The sequence below is a fragment of the Streptomyces sp. NPDC044061 genome (assembly GCF_056434305.1).
On sequence record NZ_JBWKFL010000031.1, the window covers coordinates 66,146 to 82,026 of the forward strand.

A 15,881-nucleotide genomic window follows, 5' to 3' on the forward strand; every position below is an offset into this window, starting at 1 on the left:
GATCTGCGTAATCACTTCGGGCCCGTGTGCGCAGATCCGAATGCTGCCGGGGGCCACTCAAATGAGGTGCCCAAAGATCCCGCCTCAGCGGAAAGGCTGAGGCCGGGGTCTTCGTACATGGGCAGGCGTATGCCGCCCGAGGCTGCCCTGTGCCGGGGTCGTGGACGAGCTGGGACGGGATTGGGGCATCAGCGAGGCTGAAGTCCGGGAACCGGACGACGGGCCTCTGGACAGGGACCGTCCGGCATGGAACAGCCGGATACCACCGCAACCAACGCGGCAGCCCGTGAGTCTCATCTCGTAACGGGGAGTGGAGGCGCAGGTGGATGAGCGCAAGTCCTTGCTGAGCGGCGACCCCCATGAGCACGGCTCTCCTTTCGGGTGGAGGGCACTGGCGGTCGTCATCTCCATCGTGGTGTGGATGGCATTCAGGCCGCCTGGGCCGTTCTGGCTCTATTTTCTCTGCTGGGCCGTCGCGCTGGCCGCAGCGGACGGCCTCTCTTGGCTGGCACGCCGCCGAGGCTGGGCTCATCGTTGGGCCGGCCGGATTCCTTCGCCGGGCCGCCTCGCGGCGAGGCTGCTGCGACTCGGTCCGAAATCGTGGCTGCTGGACCCGCGCTGGATCAGAGCCCGGCTGGCTGCTGGGGGTTTCCTGGTGTGCGCCGTCGTAGTCGGAGTCATGGCATGGAACGCTGCTCAGGAGTACCAGATGCTGGCGAACCTCCGGGACCAGGGCCACAGGGTCGAGGCAACCGTAGTCGAGATCACCAGCAGGTCGGAGGAGGGCCAGGCGACCGCCGTGACAGTGCGTTTCGGCACACCCTCCGGCGCCGTCCGAGCGGATGTCGATGTCGCGCTCAGCTCGGCAAGCGACACGAGGTCGGGAGCGCAGATACCCGTCGCGTACAACCCGGCCGACCCCACCGAGGTCGTCCACGTCGAGTACCTCGACGGACGCGACGCCGACGGAATCCGAAAGGGCTCGATCGTGATCGGCCTGCTCGCTGCGGTCTTGCTCGTGGGGGCCGTTTGGGAGGCGGTGCGTATCAAGGGGCAAACAGATGGCCTGCTATCCGTCGATGGATGAGTACTGGGTCTTGTCCGGCCGATGATGCGTCTCGCAAAGATGAATTCAACGTTCTCAAGCACGGATGCTCTCGCTTCCCAGGCCGCCTCCGGCGTGTTTGCTTCCCGGCACCACCTGCCCGTCCACCCGGGCAGTGCATCACCCGCTTACCGTTTGCTCAGGGACGCCCAAGGGGCCTCGGCCTCACGGTCACGCCGTGCTTGTCGGCCCCGCCCCCGCCTTCTTCTCTCCGGTCGGCAACGGCGAGGCCGCCGGCCATGGGGAGAGCGGCGTGCTGAGCACACCGCTCCGCGTGCCAGGGCAGCTGTTCTTGGTGCGGCACCACGGACCGGCTGCAGACCGCCATGTGAGAAAGGTGAGACTGAGACCGGCCATCCCTGGCGGCTCCTGCTCTTTGTCGGCGGGACGCGGTAAACGAAGGATCTGGCACAGGGGCGCGCTGGATCGTGGTCGTGGTGACACTGCGTGGCTTCAACACTGAATGTGGTTCAGAACCAATGCTCGGCCGTCGCCGACATCCGCCGTCCGAGCCGAGTCGACCTACCTCCTCTGCGGTCTGAAGCCTGGTCACCAGCGGCTCCAGTTGGCACTCCGACAGTCCGAACAGTGCCCAGAAGCCAGAGGCATCCTGACGTTCTGTCATTTGATGAACGCAGGCGATAAGTTGATTACGCCGTCCCGGCTGGAACGACCCGTTGGAACGCGACAGTGCCGGCCGTGCGTGCACGGCTACGAGAGCGGAAGGCCAGCCCACGCCCATGCTGATCACTCTTTTGCTTGTGGTGCTGCTCTCAGCTTTCACCTGGCTCGGTTGGGCCGGGCGTGTCGTGGTGCCTGCTGGCCATGTCGGCATCGTCACCCGCCGGTTCGGCTTGAAGCACTCCAACTCCGCTTTCAAAGGCGTCAATTCGGCCAACGGGCGTGGGGTGTCAGCCCGCACTCTGCTCCCCGGCGGGTGCCACTGGTTGTTGCCGGTGATTCACTCGGTGGAGTTCGTACCCCAAGTACGTGTCCCAGCCGGCACGATCGGCTTGGTCTGGGCGAAGGCGGGTGCCAAGCGGCCCTTCGACCAGCGGTTTGGTCGCCATGTGGAATGCGACAGCTTTCAGGACGGTGAGGCGTTCCTCGCGGGTGGAGGCCAGCAGGGCAAGCAACTCGCCATCCTCGTGGGCGGGGCGTACTACGACATCAACCCGGAACTGTTCGAAGTCATCACCGTTGACAACGTGTCAGCCTCCCAGGAGGGGTTGACCGAAGCCCACCTGAAGGAGATCTCCATCGGGGAGGGCTACACCGGAGTGGTTATCGCCCTGGACGGGGCCGAGCCCAACGGTGACACCACCGGCACGGTCGCCCCGCGAGTGGATGGGCACCACGGTTTCCGCCTCCCCTGGGTGTTCCTGGCAAACGGAGGCTGCAGGGGCGTGCAGGAGCAGACGCTCGGCGAGGGCACCGCCCGTGCGCTCAACCCATGGTTCGTACGGGTGATGGTGATTCCGACCCGGATGCTGATCCTCAAGTGGCACGACACTCAGGAGTCCGAAGCAGACACCTACGATGCCGACCTCGGGCAGATCATCGTCAACGTCCAAGGTTTCGACCTGTCCGTGGACCTCTGGCAGAGCTTGCGGATTCCGCCGGAGGCGGCGCCGACGCTGGTCAGTCGGTTCGGCGAAGTGAGCACGGCCGGGCTGGGTGGCCTCATCGACGACCCCGCCCCGATGAGGCGGTTCGTGCGGAACGTCCTCCGCGTCGTCGTCGCCGGGTACTTCAACGAAATCGCCCTGAGCCACTCAGCGTCTCAGGTCCTCGCCGGCTACGAGCACATCCGTAAGGACCTCGGCGACCGGGTCAGAAACGCGCTGGAAAAGTGGGGCGTGGAGGCGCTGGACACCAGCCTCGGTCGGTTCACGCCCACGGATCCGGCTCTTCTCGACGCCCTCAAGGCGAGGTTGATCGAGGAGAGCCGGGGGGAAGAGCTCGGCGTGGCGGCCGAGAACGCCGAGCTGGACGACCTCGTCGACGGCTACCGGGCGCGCGTGGAGGCCCGCCGGGCTGGCCTCGAACTCGAGGCGGAAGTGGAAGCGCTTGGCGGGGACAACATGGCGATGATCCGCATCGTCCGCGAGCTCGCCGACTTTCAAGTCCCCCAGTATATCGGCGGAGATATTTCCGCATACGTTCAGGCACTGCCGATTCCCGCCATCCAGGACCTGCTCTTCCGGCTGCGTGAGCTGCGCAGGGAACAGTCCGCCACGGGCACGCCTGGGCCGGTAGTTGCCGGCGCTGCGGGACCCGCGATCGGCGATGGCAGCCAGGACGGCAACACCGATCCCCAGACGGTCGGCTACGCAAGTCATCACACTGCTACTCCGCCTGAACGTCCAGCTGATCCGTCAGATGTGGAACCTGTTGCGCCGCACAGAATGGTAGCCGAACTGGCAGAGCAGGCGCCGCCAGGCCGGGAGGTGCCGTTGCAAGTGCAGGTCACGCGGGGCCCGGGGGGCGCGGTGACGGGTGTAGCGCTGCGCGAGTTTCACGTACCGGTTGAAGGGGCACGGTTGATCATCGCCGTGCATGCACCGGGGCTATTGGCGCTCGGGGATCTTCAACAGGAGCTGACAGTGATGCCTGGGCGAGACTCGGATGTCTTACGTTTCGGCTTGAAGACCATGGCGTCGGGGCTGCACACGGTCACGGTAAGGGCCTTCCGAGGCGGCACCTTCCTTGGTGAATTGCGCGCCCAGATCTCAGTGCAGACCGGTACCCCGGCCCGAGACGGTCCCACCCGCAGCACTTCGTTGGCCACCATGGCCTTTGACCCAGGCGAAGTGACCCTGCAAGTCCTGAAGGGACGGGACGGGGCCCACAGTTTCCAGCTGCTCAGCGAGACAACCTATGCCCCTGAGTCTTTTCGCTTGATCGCGGGTGATGCGCTCGGCGCTCGGGAGCTTGTCTATGACGAGCTACGGCGCACCGCCGCGGCGGCTGGGCCTGGCTGTGGAGGTGACCAGGGCCAGGCTCGTCGTCGGCTCCGTAATCTTGGGGTGCAACTGTGGGCGAGTGCTGTACCGGATGCCGTGCGGCGGCAATTTTGGGAGGAGGCCGGTCGAATTACGGCATTGACTGTGCTCGGCGAGCACGATGCAGTGCCGTGGGAGTTGTTGTACCCCCGTGACCGTGATCACGAAGGTGAGGGCTTCCTCGCCGAATGGTTGCCGGTGGTACGCCGGGTTTTTGGACAGGAACGAGTACGCGAACTGTCGCTACACAAAGTCGCCTTCGTCGTGCCCCCGGGCTCACCGCCGGAGGCGGACGGTGAGGTGGCTGCCCTGCGCACCAGATTTGGGCCTGCGGTGGCCGATCTCGGCACGTTGACTCATGGCAGCGTGGTGAGTGACCTCATTGATGAAGGAGAAGTCGGCCTGCTGCACTTTGCTTGCCACAACGCTTTCAGCAGCTCTGGCTCCCACGTCGCCATGGCTGATGGCCGCTTCGATCCCATCGACCTCGCTTACGCCACGCAGTCTGGTGCCCTGCGGGCCACTCACCCGCTGGTCTTCTTCAACGCATGCCGCAGTGCCGGTGAGATCGACTGGTTCGCGACGAGCTTGGGATGGGCTCCCCAGTTCTTGCGCGCCGGAGCCGGGGCATTCATCGGCACGCTGTGGCCGGTGCGTTCGGACTCGGCCCTCACATTCGCCGACACTTTCTACAACCACCTGGTCACACAGGGGCAGACGCTGGGCCAAGCATCCCTGCGTGCGCGGCAGGCCATCCGCGGCCAGGGTGGGGACCCCACCTGGCTGGCGTACGCCGTGTACGGCAGTCCGGCAGCACGCGCTGCTCACCCGCAGGTATGACATAAATGCCCTCTACCTTGGCCGGAGAGACATGGACGGGCTGGAAGGGTCCGTCTTCGCCATCCGCGGTGGTCGACGGGAGGGGCCCAGGTGCCTCGGGCTGGAGCCTGGTGCTGCACAAGATCGCCGCAGCTGCTCGGCCTGCACCGGGGGGAGGGGAGGTTGCGGATGTCCTCGTCGGCCGCCAGTTGCCGGGCCCGCTCGCGAGGAGGAACCGCTGCGCCTGCGCGGGCGGTCCGTCCACCAGGCACACGCGGCGTGTACCGGGTTAGCAGGCTGCGCGGGACGCGGACGAACATCTCGGACGGCCGCACGCTCGTCCTGGACGAGGATCTCATCGGTTCCCTCGATCTCGTCCAGGGTGGGGCAGTCGCCGTAGTCGCTGGTCGTGCTCAGGTGGTTTGTCGTCCCGCCGAAGGCCTGAACGGCACAGGCCCGGTCAGCGAAATCCGCCGAGCAACAGTCACGTGCTCGGGCAGCCAGCTCCTAGGCGCGGCGGATGGTGACGCCGCCGACCAGACCCCAGGCGTCGATGCGGACCGTCGGGCCGCCCGGCTCGCTCGGACCGTCGTCTCTCACTCCGCCCAGGCGCAGCCCGTGGACCTCTACCCGGACGTCGTGGGGGACCCTGAGGCTGACGCCGCCGATCAGGCTCAGCTTGGTGATGCGCAGCTCGGCGCCGTCCGGGATGTCGATGTCCGTCAGATCGATGTCGGCCCCGCCGATGAGGGAGGCGGTGACGGTCCGCTCGTGGAGGTTGGCTCCCACCAGGCGGTGACCACCGATCAGGCTCACCTTTACGTCGGTCTTCTGCGGATCCTCTCCGCTGCTCTTCGTCATGGGAAGTACCGTAGGCGCGGCGGTACATGAGCCCCTAGTGCCCGCCGTCCAGCGTTGCGCATGACAAGTGTCATACCGCTGAACCGACCGGTCTGTGCCGTGACCGTGCCGCACGGCCTCGGCTATTCCAAGGTGGTCATCGGGGTGGCCGGGAGGTGGCCCTGTCAGCGACAAGTGGGTCATCGACGCCACGAGCCCCGTCGCGTCCGCCGACAGCGGGCGAGGTTGACGGCGACGGGCCGATCGAGGCGGCCGGCGAGGCCTTCGGCGAGCGCGGTCTGCCATGGGCGATGAGGGTGCCTGGTCGGCACTGGACCGGTGGGAGGCAGGTGGGCCGCGGCGAGCAGGGGCACGGGAGGCCGTGAAGTTCAACCCACCCTCTCGTTCCTGGCGCGAGCACAGCGGGCCCTGACGTTCTGTGGTGCCGGCGTTGCCTGACCGGCAGTGACGTCGAAGGCCGCGCCCCGGCCGGGTGCGCAATGTCGAGCCCACAGGTGCCTGGGTGTCAGTGCTGCCTGGACCGGTGCAACCGCGCCGCCCGGCTGGCTGAGATCTCTGACGGCAAGATCACGGACGACCACATCGGCGCCACGCCGACCTGCTGCCCGAGTTTCCCTACCTCAGCCACTCCGCACCCGGGTCTCCTGATGCCCAGGACTCGGCCGGGGCCTCTGCCAGCCGCCCGGGGAATCGGAACGCCGCTCCGGATTGGGGCGAGCGTGATTGCTTCCACCGAAGAGCGGTGGTGCATCCGGCAGCGCGGTAATGCCGAATCTCAGGTAAGGGTTCGGGACCATGTGCCCGTTCGAGCGCCTGCCGACACGAGGGATACGGGAGGCGGAGCGCTCCTGGGCCCCTTCCGCGGCGGCGCTGGGGCCCGGTCCGAAGTCCGCCCGCTCGGCTGACGGTCACCGCCGCGTGTCGGACCAGCTGACCGGCTTGTGCAGCCAGAGGTGAGGTTACGGCTGCTCGTCCAACGACGCCCCGACCTTCCATGGACCTGGGAGTGGCTCTGCGGTTCAGATACCCGTGCAGGCTGACTCAGCTGCCGCAAGCGGCATGCAACCTCAGGACTCCGCGACGGCTGTACGGGTCTGCTCATCGGCGTCGCCGGCCCCCGCCTCCACACCCGCCACTGCTCGCACCCGCTCTCGGACACCGAGCAGGACGATGACGGCGTCGCCGTTGGGCCGCTGTCGCGTCACATACCCATGGGGCCGCAAAGTGTGATGAGGGAGGCCGGGTCTGCCCCTCACTCGGTGGTGTGAACTGCCTCCGCAGCCCCTTGCCTGCGGTTCGTCGGCGAGATGGTGGGCAGTCGTGGCAGCCCTAGACTCCGCACTCATGTCGCTCTGGCTGCTCAACCATTTCAGCACGTTCACCCTCGCCGTCATCACCGTAGGCGGGAGCGTTCTCTTGGCGGTTGCCGGCAGTGTGCTGCTGCGCCGCAGATACCCGTCGGTGGCCCGAGGCGAGCACAACGACATGGTCGGTGTGACGCTGGGTATGTTCGGCGCCATCTACGGGATCATCCTGGCGTTCGTCATTGTCACCCTCTGGACGCAGCTGGAGGACACCCAGACCATCGTCGCCTCCGAGGCCACCGACGCGGCGCTCATCACCCGTGACGCCGCCGCGTTCCCGGCACCGGTCCGCGCCCGCCTCGACTCCAGCCTGAGTGGCTACGTGCACGCCGTCGTCGAGAACCAGTGGCCCCGGATGCGCGCGGGACATCCAAGCTACGGGGCCACAGAAAGCCACCTCCGAGGAGCCTTCGAGGCGCTGCAGGCCTACGATCCGAAGAGTCAGCGCGAGGAGGTCTTCTACGAGCAGGCCGTGGCCCACCTCAACGACGTCGCCTCCCAGCGCCGCGCACGGCTGACGATGGCGGGGCAGGAGCTCCCGCCCCTGCTTCAAGTCCTTGCCTTCGGCGGTGCGATCGTTCTGATCCCGCTCACCTTCCTGTACGGCATGCGCAAGCTGCGGGTCCAGCTCCTCTTCGTCGCCTCGGTGGCAGGCCTCGTCGGCTTCAGCCTGCTCCTGGTCTTCGTCCTGGACCGCCCCTTCGCCGGCGAACTCAGTGTGAGCCCGGCCCCGTACCGGGAGGGAGCCCTCGCTCAGTACTGGACCCCGTGAACCCCTCGTGACACCGCTCGTAACCCTTGCCCTGCAGTACCGACGTAGGCGGCCACCTCAAGAACGCCGAAACCGCCTCCGTGAATGCTTCTGGTGCCGCGGCGTGGATCAGATGGCCGACCGGGATGGTGATCACTTGCCCACCAGGGATGCGGTGGGCCAGCTCGGCGATGCCGTCCTGAGGCACGAAGCCGGGGGGACCGCCGGCCACCACGAGGGTCTCGGCGGTGATCTCGCTGAGACGCTCCAGCCACCCGGTGTCGGGCACGTCGATCTGCCTCCTGAGGGCCGGCACCATCTCCCAGTCGAAGGTCAGGTCGCCGTACGGCCTGGTCGGGGTGGCCGGCTCCCGTGGGCGCGGAACCGGAACGTCCTCCAAAACGAGTCGTCTTACTCGCTGCGGATGGTCCGCCGCGAGCAGGTAGGCCACGATCCCACCCATGGAGTGGCCGATCAGGTTCACTGTGCGCAGTCCCAACGTGTCCAGAAACCGGAGCACATCGGCCTGCATGAGTTCGAGCGAGTAGTCTCCTGGCCAGTCGCTCCGGCCGTGTCCGCGGAGATCGAGGGCGTACACCCGCCAACTGCGCGCGAGGACGGGCACCACCGGCTCCCAGTCGGTGGCATCCTCGCCCAGCGCGTGCAACAGGACGAGCGGCGCGGCATCCGGCGGCCCCGACACCTGATAGGCCAGCCGGATCCCTCCCAGGTGGATCGAGTGGTGATCAACCATGTCCGGAGGATATGCGGTAGGTCCTGCCGGGAGACTGGCGTTCACCAGCGGCCAATCCGCCAGGGAATCAACGTCGGTGTACGGTCCGGCCGATGGATCCCGACACGCTCATCGGCGACGTAGTGCGGGCTATGTCCTGACGTCCTGACAGCTGTGCCGACCACCTCGCTGCCCGCGCCGTTCTGCTCCGGACACGACCCCGGTCGAGACGTCCCCTTCGCCCACGACGGCATGGGGGATCCGACCCACCACCTGGGCCCCGGCAGGGACTTGACCTGTGGGCCTCGCCGGTTTGAGACCTTCGAGCCTTCCTGGTTCGCGAACACCGAGGACACCGAGCCCTGTTCCGTCGTCTCCCTGCGCCTGACCGACGGAAGCGTTCGCACGTGGGGCAGCGGTCGGGAGCTTCGGGCTTCATCGCGCCCGAAAAAGTCTGCGACGCCGTGCAACCTGGCCTCGAGCCCGTGCGTATAGGAGGCGATACCGCACATCACATGGGGGACCTCATGCACTTGGACCGTTCGGCCGGTCGGACCGCCGGCCATCTCGGCGCCGCTGCCGCCGCCTGTATCGCCCTGCTCTCGGCCGTCGGCTGCTCGACGGACGCGGGTACCGGCATACGGACGTCCGCCAACGCACCCGATGCCCAGGCCTCCGCCACGACGGCCGCGAAGGCCAAGGGCGGGAACAACGACGGCACGGGCAAGGCGTCCGACGCGCGCCCCGCTCCGTCCATGCCGGAGCCCGCCGTGCTCGCGCAGGCGCAGGTGAACATGTCCGACGGGCAGACGGTCGGTGTGGGCATGCCGATATCCGTCACCTTCTCCCGGCCGGTCCTCGCCGCCGAGCGCAAGGCCGTGGAGAGCTGGCTGCGCGTACAGACCTCCTCCGGCACGACCGGCGCGTGGAGCTGGGTGAAGGACCAGAGCCGCCTGGACGGACAGCGTGTCGACTTCCGGCCCATGACCACCTACTGGCAGCCCGGCACCAAGGTCACTCTGCGCCTCGGCTCGCACGGCGTCCGCCACTTCACCATCGGCCGGTCGCTGGTCGCCACGGTCGACGCGAGGACGCACCAGATGACCGTGCGCACCGGCGGGACGACCCATCGGATCCCGGTCACCACCGGGCAGCCGGGGCTGGACACCTGGAACGGGACGATGGTCGTCATGGACAAACAGCCCAAGGTGCGCATGGACTCCCGCACCGTGGGCCTCGGCAACGAGTACCGCGGCGACTACTACTGGGCCGTGCACCTGACGACATCGGGGACGTACGTGCACCAGAACCCGCGGGCGGACACCGAGGCCGGACGCCGTAACGTCACCCACGGCTGCGTCGGACTCGCCACCGATGGCACCGCCAAGCGCTTCTACCATGAGATACGGGTCGGCGACGTCGTCACGGTCACCGGGTCGAACAAGGACAGGGTCGCCGTCGGCAACGGCTACGGCGACTGGAACCTGACCTGGAAGCAGTGGCTCGCGCACAGCGCCGCCGGGGAGACAACGACCGCATGACCCCCACCGCACCGGCCGCACAGCACGCGCCCCGCGCCGTGAGAGAGAGCACGACAAGGTGAACGAGGACGAGTTCGACCTCTTCTACACGGCTGCCTACCCGCGTCTGGTCGGCCAACTGTACGCGCTGACGGGGGACTACGCCGAAGCCCAGGACGTGGTGCAGGAGGCGTTCGTACGTGCCTGGGACCGGCGTTCGTCCGTCCTGACCGGCGACCAGGCTCCCGAGGCGTGGATCCGCACGGTGGCACACCGTCTGGCGATGAGCCGCTGGCGGCGGGCGCGCCACTGGTGGGAGCTGATCCGAGGCGAGCCCGCGCCGCGGCCGGTGCCCGAACCCAGCCCCGACCACGTGGCGTTGGTCGCCGCTCTGCGGCGCCTGCCCGAATCCCAGCGGACCGCGATCGTGCTGCACCACCTGTGCGATCTGAGCGTGGAGCAGATAGCCGCCGAAACGGGCGCGGCCGTCGGCACCATCAAGGCACGCCTGTCACGCGGCCGTTCGGCACTCGCCGCGCACCTGGTGAGCGAGGAACCCCACCCGACGGAGGAAGCCTGTGTCTGATCAGCCGCCACCGCATCCCCTGACCGAGGCGGAGCTGTCCGCCCGGCTTCGAGGCCTGGCCGCGCGCGGCGCGGCACCCGCTCCGGCCACCGGGGCACAGGTGAGGAGCCGAGCGGCACGCCGTCGCCGCGGCCGACGCGTTGTCGTCTCCACCACCGCGCTCGCGGCAGCGGCCCTCACCGCCGTCACCTCCGGCGCCCTCGGCGCCCCCACCAAGCCGGACGTACCCCCCGCGACGTCCGTGTCCCACACCCCTCAACCCGTCCCGTCCCCGGCGCGCGCCCAGCAGGTGACGATCGATCTGGACGCCCACACACTGACCATGGAGGGCAGGACCTTCCCCATCAGCGCTCCGCAGGAAAACTGCCCGATCGGCGAGACGACGGTCACGGTCACCGCCAAGTACCCCACCCTCACCCTGCGCCCCGACAAGATCACCAAGTATGCGCGGATCAGGCAGTGGGCGGTCACCTTCACGGATCGCAGTCACCACCAGCGGCTGCTGATGTGGGCGCTGGACCCCGCCGCCGGTCTCAACAGCATCGGCAACAACGCAGGCGCCGGTTCCATCGCCCTCGCACCCGAGGCCGGGAAGTGGGTGTACGACGCCATGAAGCCCGGCGCACATGTAGAGATCAAGGGCCGGCAGGTGAAAGACGCGGACCCGGACACCACGTGCACCGACCGCCAACCGATCAACGGCAACCGCTGACGCCGAACCGCCGACGCGTCGCCCGGGAAGAAGGAACGGGCCGCGCGCAACGTGTCCGCCCCGAGGAGGCGGCCGCGAACCGGGCGCCGACACGACCGCATCGCGGGACGTCGCCGCCCGGTGCGGATACCGGCCCTCCGCGTCCACCTGCTGCCGCTCGCGGTCATCGTCTGCGGCGTCGCGGTTCCCTACCCAGCTGATCCCGGCGGGCACGGTACCGGACCTCAGCGCCGGGCCAGCGCCAGCACACTCAGACCGAACATCAAGACGCCCAGGGGGAGATGGACCGACGGGACGTGCGCGATGCCGAGTACGACCTGGACCGAGGCGAGCACGAGGAAACCGGACGCGTGCCAGACAGGCCGGAGCGAGCCGCCACCCGGCCTCCACGCCAGCACCGCCGCGAGCACGTACAGCATCGACGCCCCGTACATCACACGGGCTCCGACGCTGTGCAGCGTCTCTCCGTAGGACGCGGTCATCAACAGCCCGGCGGAGACCGCCTGAAGGAATATGGTCAGGGTCTGCAGGGCGATCGCGATCTGCAGGAACGAGGTGCTGCGCCGTGCGTTCGCCGTCGTCGTCACCTGAGTGGCCATGTCACTCCCCTTTTTCCGCCGTCCGGCAGTAGATCGATAAGGTCTCACCAGCCCGACGACGCGGGCCTGCGAAAGGTAAGGCGAGGGGGGCGGCACCATGGGTACGGTCAGGACCAGCACGGACGAGGTGGCTGGTGAGCGACGCCAACTGATCAATGTCGCTTACCGGTTGCTCGGTTCGGTGACCGAGGCCGAGGACGCCGTACAGGACGCCTACGCACGCTGGTACGGGCTGGCACGAAGCCGGCAGGAGGAGATCCTTTCCCCCGGCGCCTGGTTGACGACGGTGACCAGTCGCATCTGCCTGGACCTGCTGGGCTCGGCGCGGTCCCGCCGTGAACGCTATGTCGGCGCGTGGCTGCCCGAGCCGCTGCCAGACCGCACCGAGTGGGACCACGCGGGCGGCGCCGTCCCTGCCGGCCGTGCGGACCCCGCCGACCTGATCGTCCGGGACGAGTCGGTGACCATGGCCTTCCTCGTCGTCCTGGAGTCGATGACGCCGGCCGAGCGGGTGGCCTTCGTCCTGCACGACGTCTTCCGGTACCCGTTCGCCGAGATCGCCGACGTTCTCGGCCGGACCCCTGCGGCCTGCAAGCAACTGGCGGCCTCCGCCCGGCGGCGGGTGAGCGCCGCGCGCGCTCCGGTGCCGGCGACCGGCCAGGCCGACGTGGTGAGGCACGTCAAAGAGGCATGGGAGAGCAAGGACATCGCGGCCCTCGTCGGCCTTCTCAACCCGGCCGCCGTGATGACCGCCGACGGCGGCGGCATGGCCAGCACCGTCCTGCGCCCGGTCGAGGGCGGCGGGCGCATCGCCCAGTACATGGTCGCCATCGCCGACAAGGCTCCGGGCCTCGAACTCCTGGAACGGTCGGTCAACGGTGTGCCGGGCCTGGTGGCCCAGCGCGACGGCGTGGTCATGACGGTGGCCTCGTTCGACATCTCCGACGGACGCGTCACCCGCATCTGGGTGATCCGCAACCCGGAGAAGCTGCGCCCGTGGGCGCGGCAGGGCTAGGACCCCTCTTTCGGATCTTGCCGGGGTCGCGGGGCCCGCTCGGGTCGGACATTGAGGCGCCGTCGCTACGATCCGACCTGATCCGAAAGCCCCTGGCCGGCCCTCGCCCGGCAGAGTGTGCAGTCGCAGGAGGTGCCGGCGCGCTCATGCCGTCCGAGGCCGCAGGCGTCGGCCTCCCGGCGTTGCGACGGGGGTCATCGGCCTGACCCGATCGCCCGTGGCGACCGCCGTCGAGCTGGGAACAGGCGGACCTCGGAGTCACCGGCAGTGCGCCGTGACGCACGGTCGGCGAAGTGATCTCGGCCGGCCCGCCCGCCGATGCGGGCGCTGTACGTTCAGGCCAGGGCGACTCGCCGACGGTCCGACGGTGGCGTGTCCCTCTGGCTGACCCGATGGCCATGAGGCCTGTGGGGCAGGTGCCGAGCGCGTCAGCCGTCAGCCGTCGGCCTCGGCCTCGTCCTCCGGCCCGGGCGCGTCACCGATGGCGACGCGCAGGTCGTGCATACCTTGCAGGATGTCGATAAGGGCTTCTTCCGCCCCGCTCAGAGCGCGTCGGGTTCCCTCCGAGTCACCACGTTCGGCGTGCAGCTGGGCACTGAGCGCGTACACCGCTGTCATGACGGCGGCGAAGGCGGCCTCCCGGCCGGGTGGTAGTTCCTCCGCCTCGGGTTCGGAGACCTGCAGCGCGGTGCGCTGCAACCGGTTCGTCAGGACGTTGACCGCGAGGCCGGGATCAGCTCCTATCTGTTCCCCCCAGCCGAGCAGCGTCTCGAGGACGTCCTCAACCTCCTCTTCCTCGGTCAGGCGTGTCGCGGCGGTGATCTCGAGCTCTGTTTTCGCCAGCAGGCTGCCCAGCAGGTGCAGGCGGTCTTCTTCCTGCGGCCCCTTGGGGCGCTTCTCCGGCTCTGCCTCTGGCTCCGCCGCCAGGGCGGTCAGCGCCGCGTAGATCTGGTCAGCGCTGACCGGGTGCTCGCTGATGATGCTCACGCCTTCAGCATCACCCAGCAAAGGTGTACCCGCCCGCCGGGAGGCATTCGAATGTCAGAGCGAATCTCCACCGTCCACGCCAAGGGACTCTGCAACGAGGTGGCGGTCCGGGCTCCCGCTGCGATGTCGGCTGCGCCTTCCTGTGAACGGAACACGACGCCGGGCCGACCCGAGGGCAGCATCCCTGGGAAGGCATCCAAGATCCGCTGCGCCGTTACGGCAATCAGCCTGCATGGTAGCGGGTGGCAATCGGGGCGGTGATACCGCTGGGGTCCGTCCCCCAATCGCTCTTCAGGCGTGCCGGAGCATGCCAAGGTGCCGAAGCCGCCGTCCGCCAATGCGACTTTCAGGAGGTCGTACAGGCGGGTGATGCCGTGCATGGGGTCGTGGACGCCGGCGCCCTCAAGACTGCTGTCGCGCTGCCAGTCCCGCACAAGGTTGTGCCCAAGTAAGCCAGGGCCGATGAACGGGGCCGCTTGGCCATGAGGCCAGGGCGAGGTGGTGCGAATGGGCGACGGCCCGGACGGCGTGATGGAGACCGTCGCCGTGCCGGCAGCAGTCGCGAGGATCTTGTCGTGCTTGCACCGTGGCTACGTGAACGCGCCGATCCGCAGGTTCTCGTCGTGCGTGACTTTGAGTCGCTACTGAGGCACCACCGTTTCGGAGCCCGGACTATGCCGGGCAAACTCGGCTGGTGGTGACAACACCAGGCTCAGCACACACTCCTGAGTCCTGCAGTACGCCTGCCAGGATCGCGGACATGAACCGACGCACAACCTTGATCACCGGTGCGACCCAAGGGCTGGGTCGTGGAATCGCATTCGGCCTTGCCGCCCGCGGCGACACCGTCCTGCTCCATGGCCGCGATCGCACCCGCCTCCAAGCGGTCGCGGACGAGGTACGCGCCGCCGCCCCTGATGCCACAGTCCGCACCTACCTCGCGGATCTCGCCGACCTCGACGAGGTGCACGCGATGGCCGCCCAAGTGCGCGCGGCGGAGCCCCGGCTCGACGTCCTGGTCAACAACGCGGTTGCCGGTGGCGGTTCCGAGCCCCTGCGGAGGGAGCTGAGCAGACAGGGGTACGAACTGCGGTTCGCTGTGAATCACCTCGCCCCATACGCCCTCGCCCGTGATCTGCTGCCGCTGTTCGCCGCATCCGCGCCCGCCCGTGTAGTGAATGTGGCCTCGATCGGGCAGGACGCCATTGACTTCGACGACGTCATGCTGGAAGGCGACTACGAGGGACTACGTGCCTACTGCAGGAGCAAGCTTGCGATGATCATGGCGACCTTCGAGCTGGCAGCCGAGCTCGACGGCGCCGGTGTCACCGTGAATGCCCTCCACCCAGCTCACCTGATGGACACCGAGGGCGTACGGGCATACGGCCTCACCCCGGTGACAAGCATCGACGAGGGTGTACGGCCGACCGTGCGGCTGATCACCGATCCGGCTCTGCGATCCACCACCGGCCGCTACTTCGATCAGTTCACGGACACTCGCGCGCACGAGCAGGCTTACGACGACGAGGCCCGTCGGCGCCTCATGGAGCTGACCCACGTCCTGATCGGATACGGCGCCCCTCGGCGGGGGGAAGCTCGAGGATGAGAGCGAGCCTTGGAGGAGGGCCCGTAGTCCGTCGTAGCTCGTCGGCGGTCCGGCGAGCAGGGAGGCGTCCTCGGCAGACGGAGCTTCGACGGCCATGAGCTCACTCCAGCAGTGTTTCGACTCCCCGCGGGTGTCACGGATCTGCCCGCGGCGCCTCGTCGAGCGGGCCTCGTCGTAGCGCTGCCGAACCTCATTTTCCAAGCGAGGAGGCTGTCGCT

13 protein-coding genes and 1 pseudogene are annotated in these 15,881 nt (G+C 68.2%); 8 read left to right on the top strand and 6 right to left on the bottom strand.

Features of this window, described 5'->3' with window-relative positions; genetic code table 11:
- The first annotated feature begins 322 nt into the window (after window positions 1–322).
- Window positions 323–1,087, top strand: coding sequence for a DUF3592 domain-containing protein (locus AC07CM_RS36840; RefSeq protein WP_478880851.1), 765 nt, complete (start codon window positions 323–325; stop codon window positions 1,085–1,087).
- A 758-nt stretch (window positions 1,088–1,845) separates the two neighbouring features.
- Window positions 1,846–4,950 (top strand): CHAT domain-containing protein, encoded by a 3,105-nt coding sequence (locus AC07CM_RS36845; RefSeq protein ID WP_478880852.1) that lies wholly within the window; start codon window positions 1,846–1,848, stop codon window positions 4,948–4,950.
- A 486-nt stretch (window positions 4,951–5,436) separates the two neighbouring features.
- On the opposite strand, the gene AC07CM_RS36850 is transcribed toward AC07CM_RS36845, so the two are convergent.
- Window positions 5,437–5,790, bottom strand: coding sequence for a hypothetical protein (locus AC07CM_RS36850; protein ID WP_478880853.1), 354 nt, complete (start codon window positions 5,788–5,790; stop codon window positions 5,437–5,439).
- Between the two features lie 1,067 nt (window positions 5,791–6,857).
- On the bottom strand, window positions 6,858–6,995 hold the full coding sequence (locus tag AC07CM_RS36855) for a hypothetical protein (protein WP_478880854.1): 138 nt from the start codon (window positions 6,993–6,995) through the stop codon (window positions 6,858–6,860).
- A 139-nt stretch (window positions 6,996–7,134) separates the two neighbouring features.
- Here AC07CM_RS36855 and AC07CM_RS36860 point away from each other — a divergent pair, with 139 nt between their 5' ends.
- Window positions 7,135–7,926, top strand: coding sequence for a bestrophin-like domain (locus AC07CM_RS36860; RefSeq protein WP_478880855.1), 792 nt, complete (start codon window positions 7,135–7,137; stop codon window positions 7,924–7,926).
- Here AC07CM_RS36860 and AC07CM_RS36865 read toward each other — a convergent pair.
- Window positions 7,868–8,659, bottom strand: coding sequence for an alpha/beta fold hydrolase (locus AC07CM_RS36865; protein ID WP_478880856.1), 792 nt, complete (start codon window positions 8,657–8,659; stop codon window positions 7,868–7,870). The genes AC07CM_RS36860 and AC07CM_RS36865 overlap by 59 nt on opposite strands.
- A 506-nt stretch (window positions 8,660–9,165) precedes the next feature.
- Here AC07CM_RS36865 and AC07CM_RS36870 point away from each other — a divergent pair.
- From AC07CM_RS36870 to AC07CM_RS36880, 3 genes are read left to right on the top strand one after another with little or no spacing between them, the layout of a single operon-like run.
- Window positions 9,166–10,179, top strand: coding sequence for a L,D-transpeptidase (locus tag AC07CM_RS36870; protein ID WP_478880857.1), 1,014 nt, complete (start codon window positions 9,166–9,168; stop codon window positions 10,177–10,179).
- 58 nt (window positions 10,180–10,237) lie between these two features.
- Complete coding sequence (locus AC07CM_RS36875; RefSeq protein WP_478880858.1) at window positions 10,238–10,744, top strand: SigE family RNA polymerase sigma factor; 507 nt, start codon at window positions 10,238–10,240, stop codon at window positions 10,742–10,744.
- Complete coding sequence (locus tag AC07CM_RS36880) at window positions 10,737–11,456, top strand: L,D-transpeptidase family protein (protein WP_478880859.1); 720 nt, start codon at window positions 10,737–10,739, stop codon at window positions 11,454–11,456. Before AC07CM_RS36875 ends, AC07CM_RS36880 begins: the two co-directional genes overlap by 8 nt.
- 224 nt (window positions 11,457–11,680) lie before the next feature.
- On the opposite strand, the gene AC07CM_RS36885 is transcribed toward AC07CM_RS36880, so the two are convergent.
- Window positions 11,681–12,055, bottom strand: coding sequence for a hypothetical protein (locus AC07CM_RS36885; RefSeq protein WP_478880860.1), 375 nt, complete (start codon window positions 12,053–12,055; stop codon window positions 11,681–11,683).
- 97 nt (window positions 12,056–12,152) lie between these two features.
- Between AC07CM_RS36885 and sigJ the strand changes: the two genes are divergently transcribed.
- A complete protein-coding gene (gene sigJ / locus AC07CM_RS36890) occupies window positions 12,153–13,070 on the top strand; it encodes an RNA polymerase sigma factor SigJ (RefSeq protein ID WP_478880861.1) in 918 nt (305 codons plus the stop codon).
- A 435-nt stretch (window positions 13,071–13,505) separates the two neighbouring features.
- Here sigJ and AC07CM_RS36895 read toward each other — a convergent pair whose 3' ends face one another.
- Window positions 13,506–14,057, bottom strand: a complete 552-nt coding sequence (locus tag AC07CM_RS36895; RefSeq protein WP_478880862.1) for a hypothetical protein — start codon at window positions 14,055–14,057, stop codon at window positions 13,506–13,508.
- A gap of 486 nt (window positions 14,058–14,543) precedes the next feature.
- A pseudogene (locus AC07CM_RS36900) lies at window positions 14,544–14,621 on the bottom strand (IS5/IS1182 family transposase); the annotation flags it as partial.
- Between the two features lie 196 nt (window positions 14,622–14,817).
- Between AC07CM_RS36900 and AC07CM_RS36905 the strand changes: the two are divergent.
- Window positions 14,818–15,663 (top strand): SDR family NAD(P)-dependent oxidoreductase, encoded by an 846-nt coding sequence (locus tag AC07CM_RS36905; RefSeq protein ID WP_478880863.1) that lies wholly within the window; start codon window positions 14,818–14,820, stop codon window positions 15,661–15,663.
- Window positions 15,664–15,881 lie beyond the last annotated feature (218 nt).

Coding starts and splice junctions, on each gene's coding strand:
- AC07CM_RS36845 (WP_478880852.1), top strand. CDS start 1,846: ATGCTGATCACTCTTTTGCTTGTGGTGCTGCTCTCAGCTTTCACCTGG.
- AC07CM_RS36850 (WP_478880853.1), bottom strand. CDS start 5,790: ATGACGAAGAGCAGCGGAGAGGATCCGCAGAAGACCGACGTAAAGGTG.
- AC07CM_RS36860 (WP_478880855.1), top strand. CDS start 7,135: ATGTCGCTCTGGCTGCTCAACCATTTCAGCACGTTCACCCTCGCCGTC.
- AC07CM_RS36865 (WP_478880856.1), bottom strand. CDS start 8,659: ATGGTTGATCACCACTCGATCCACCTGGGAGGGATCCGGCTGGCCTAT.
- AC07CM_RS36870 (WP_478880857.1), top strand. CDS start 9,166: ATGCACTTGGACCGTTCGGCCGGTCGGACCGCCGGCCATCTCGGCGCC.
- AC07CM_RS36885 (WP_478880860.1), bottom strand. CDS start 12,055: ATGGCCACTCAGGTGACGACGACGGCGAACGCACGGCGCAGCACCTCG.
- sigJ (WP_478880861.1), top strand. CDS start 12,153: ATGGGTACGGTCAGGACCAGCACGGACGAGGTGGCTGGTGAGCGACGC.
- AC07CM_RS36905 (WP_478880863.1), top strand. CDS start 14,818: ATGAACCGACGCACAACCTTGATCACCGGTGCGACCCAAGGGCTGGGT.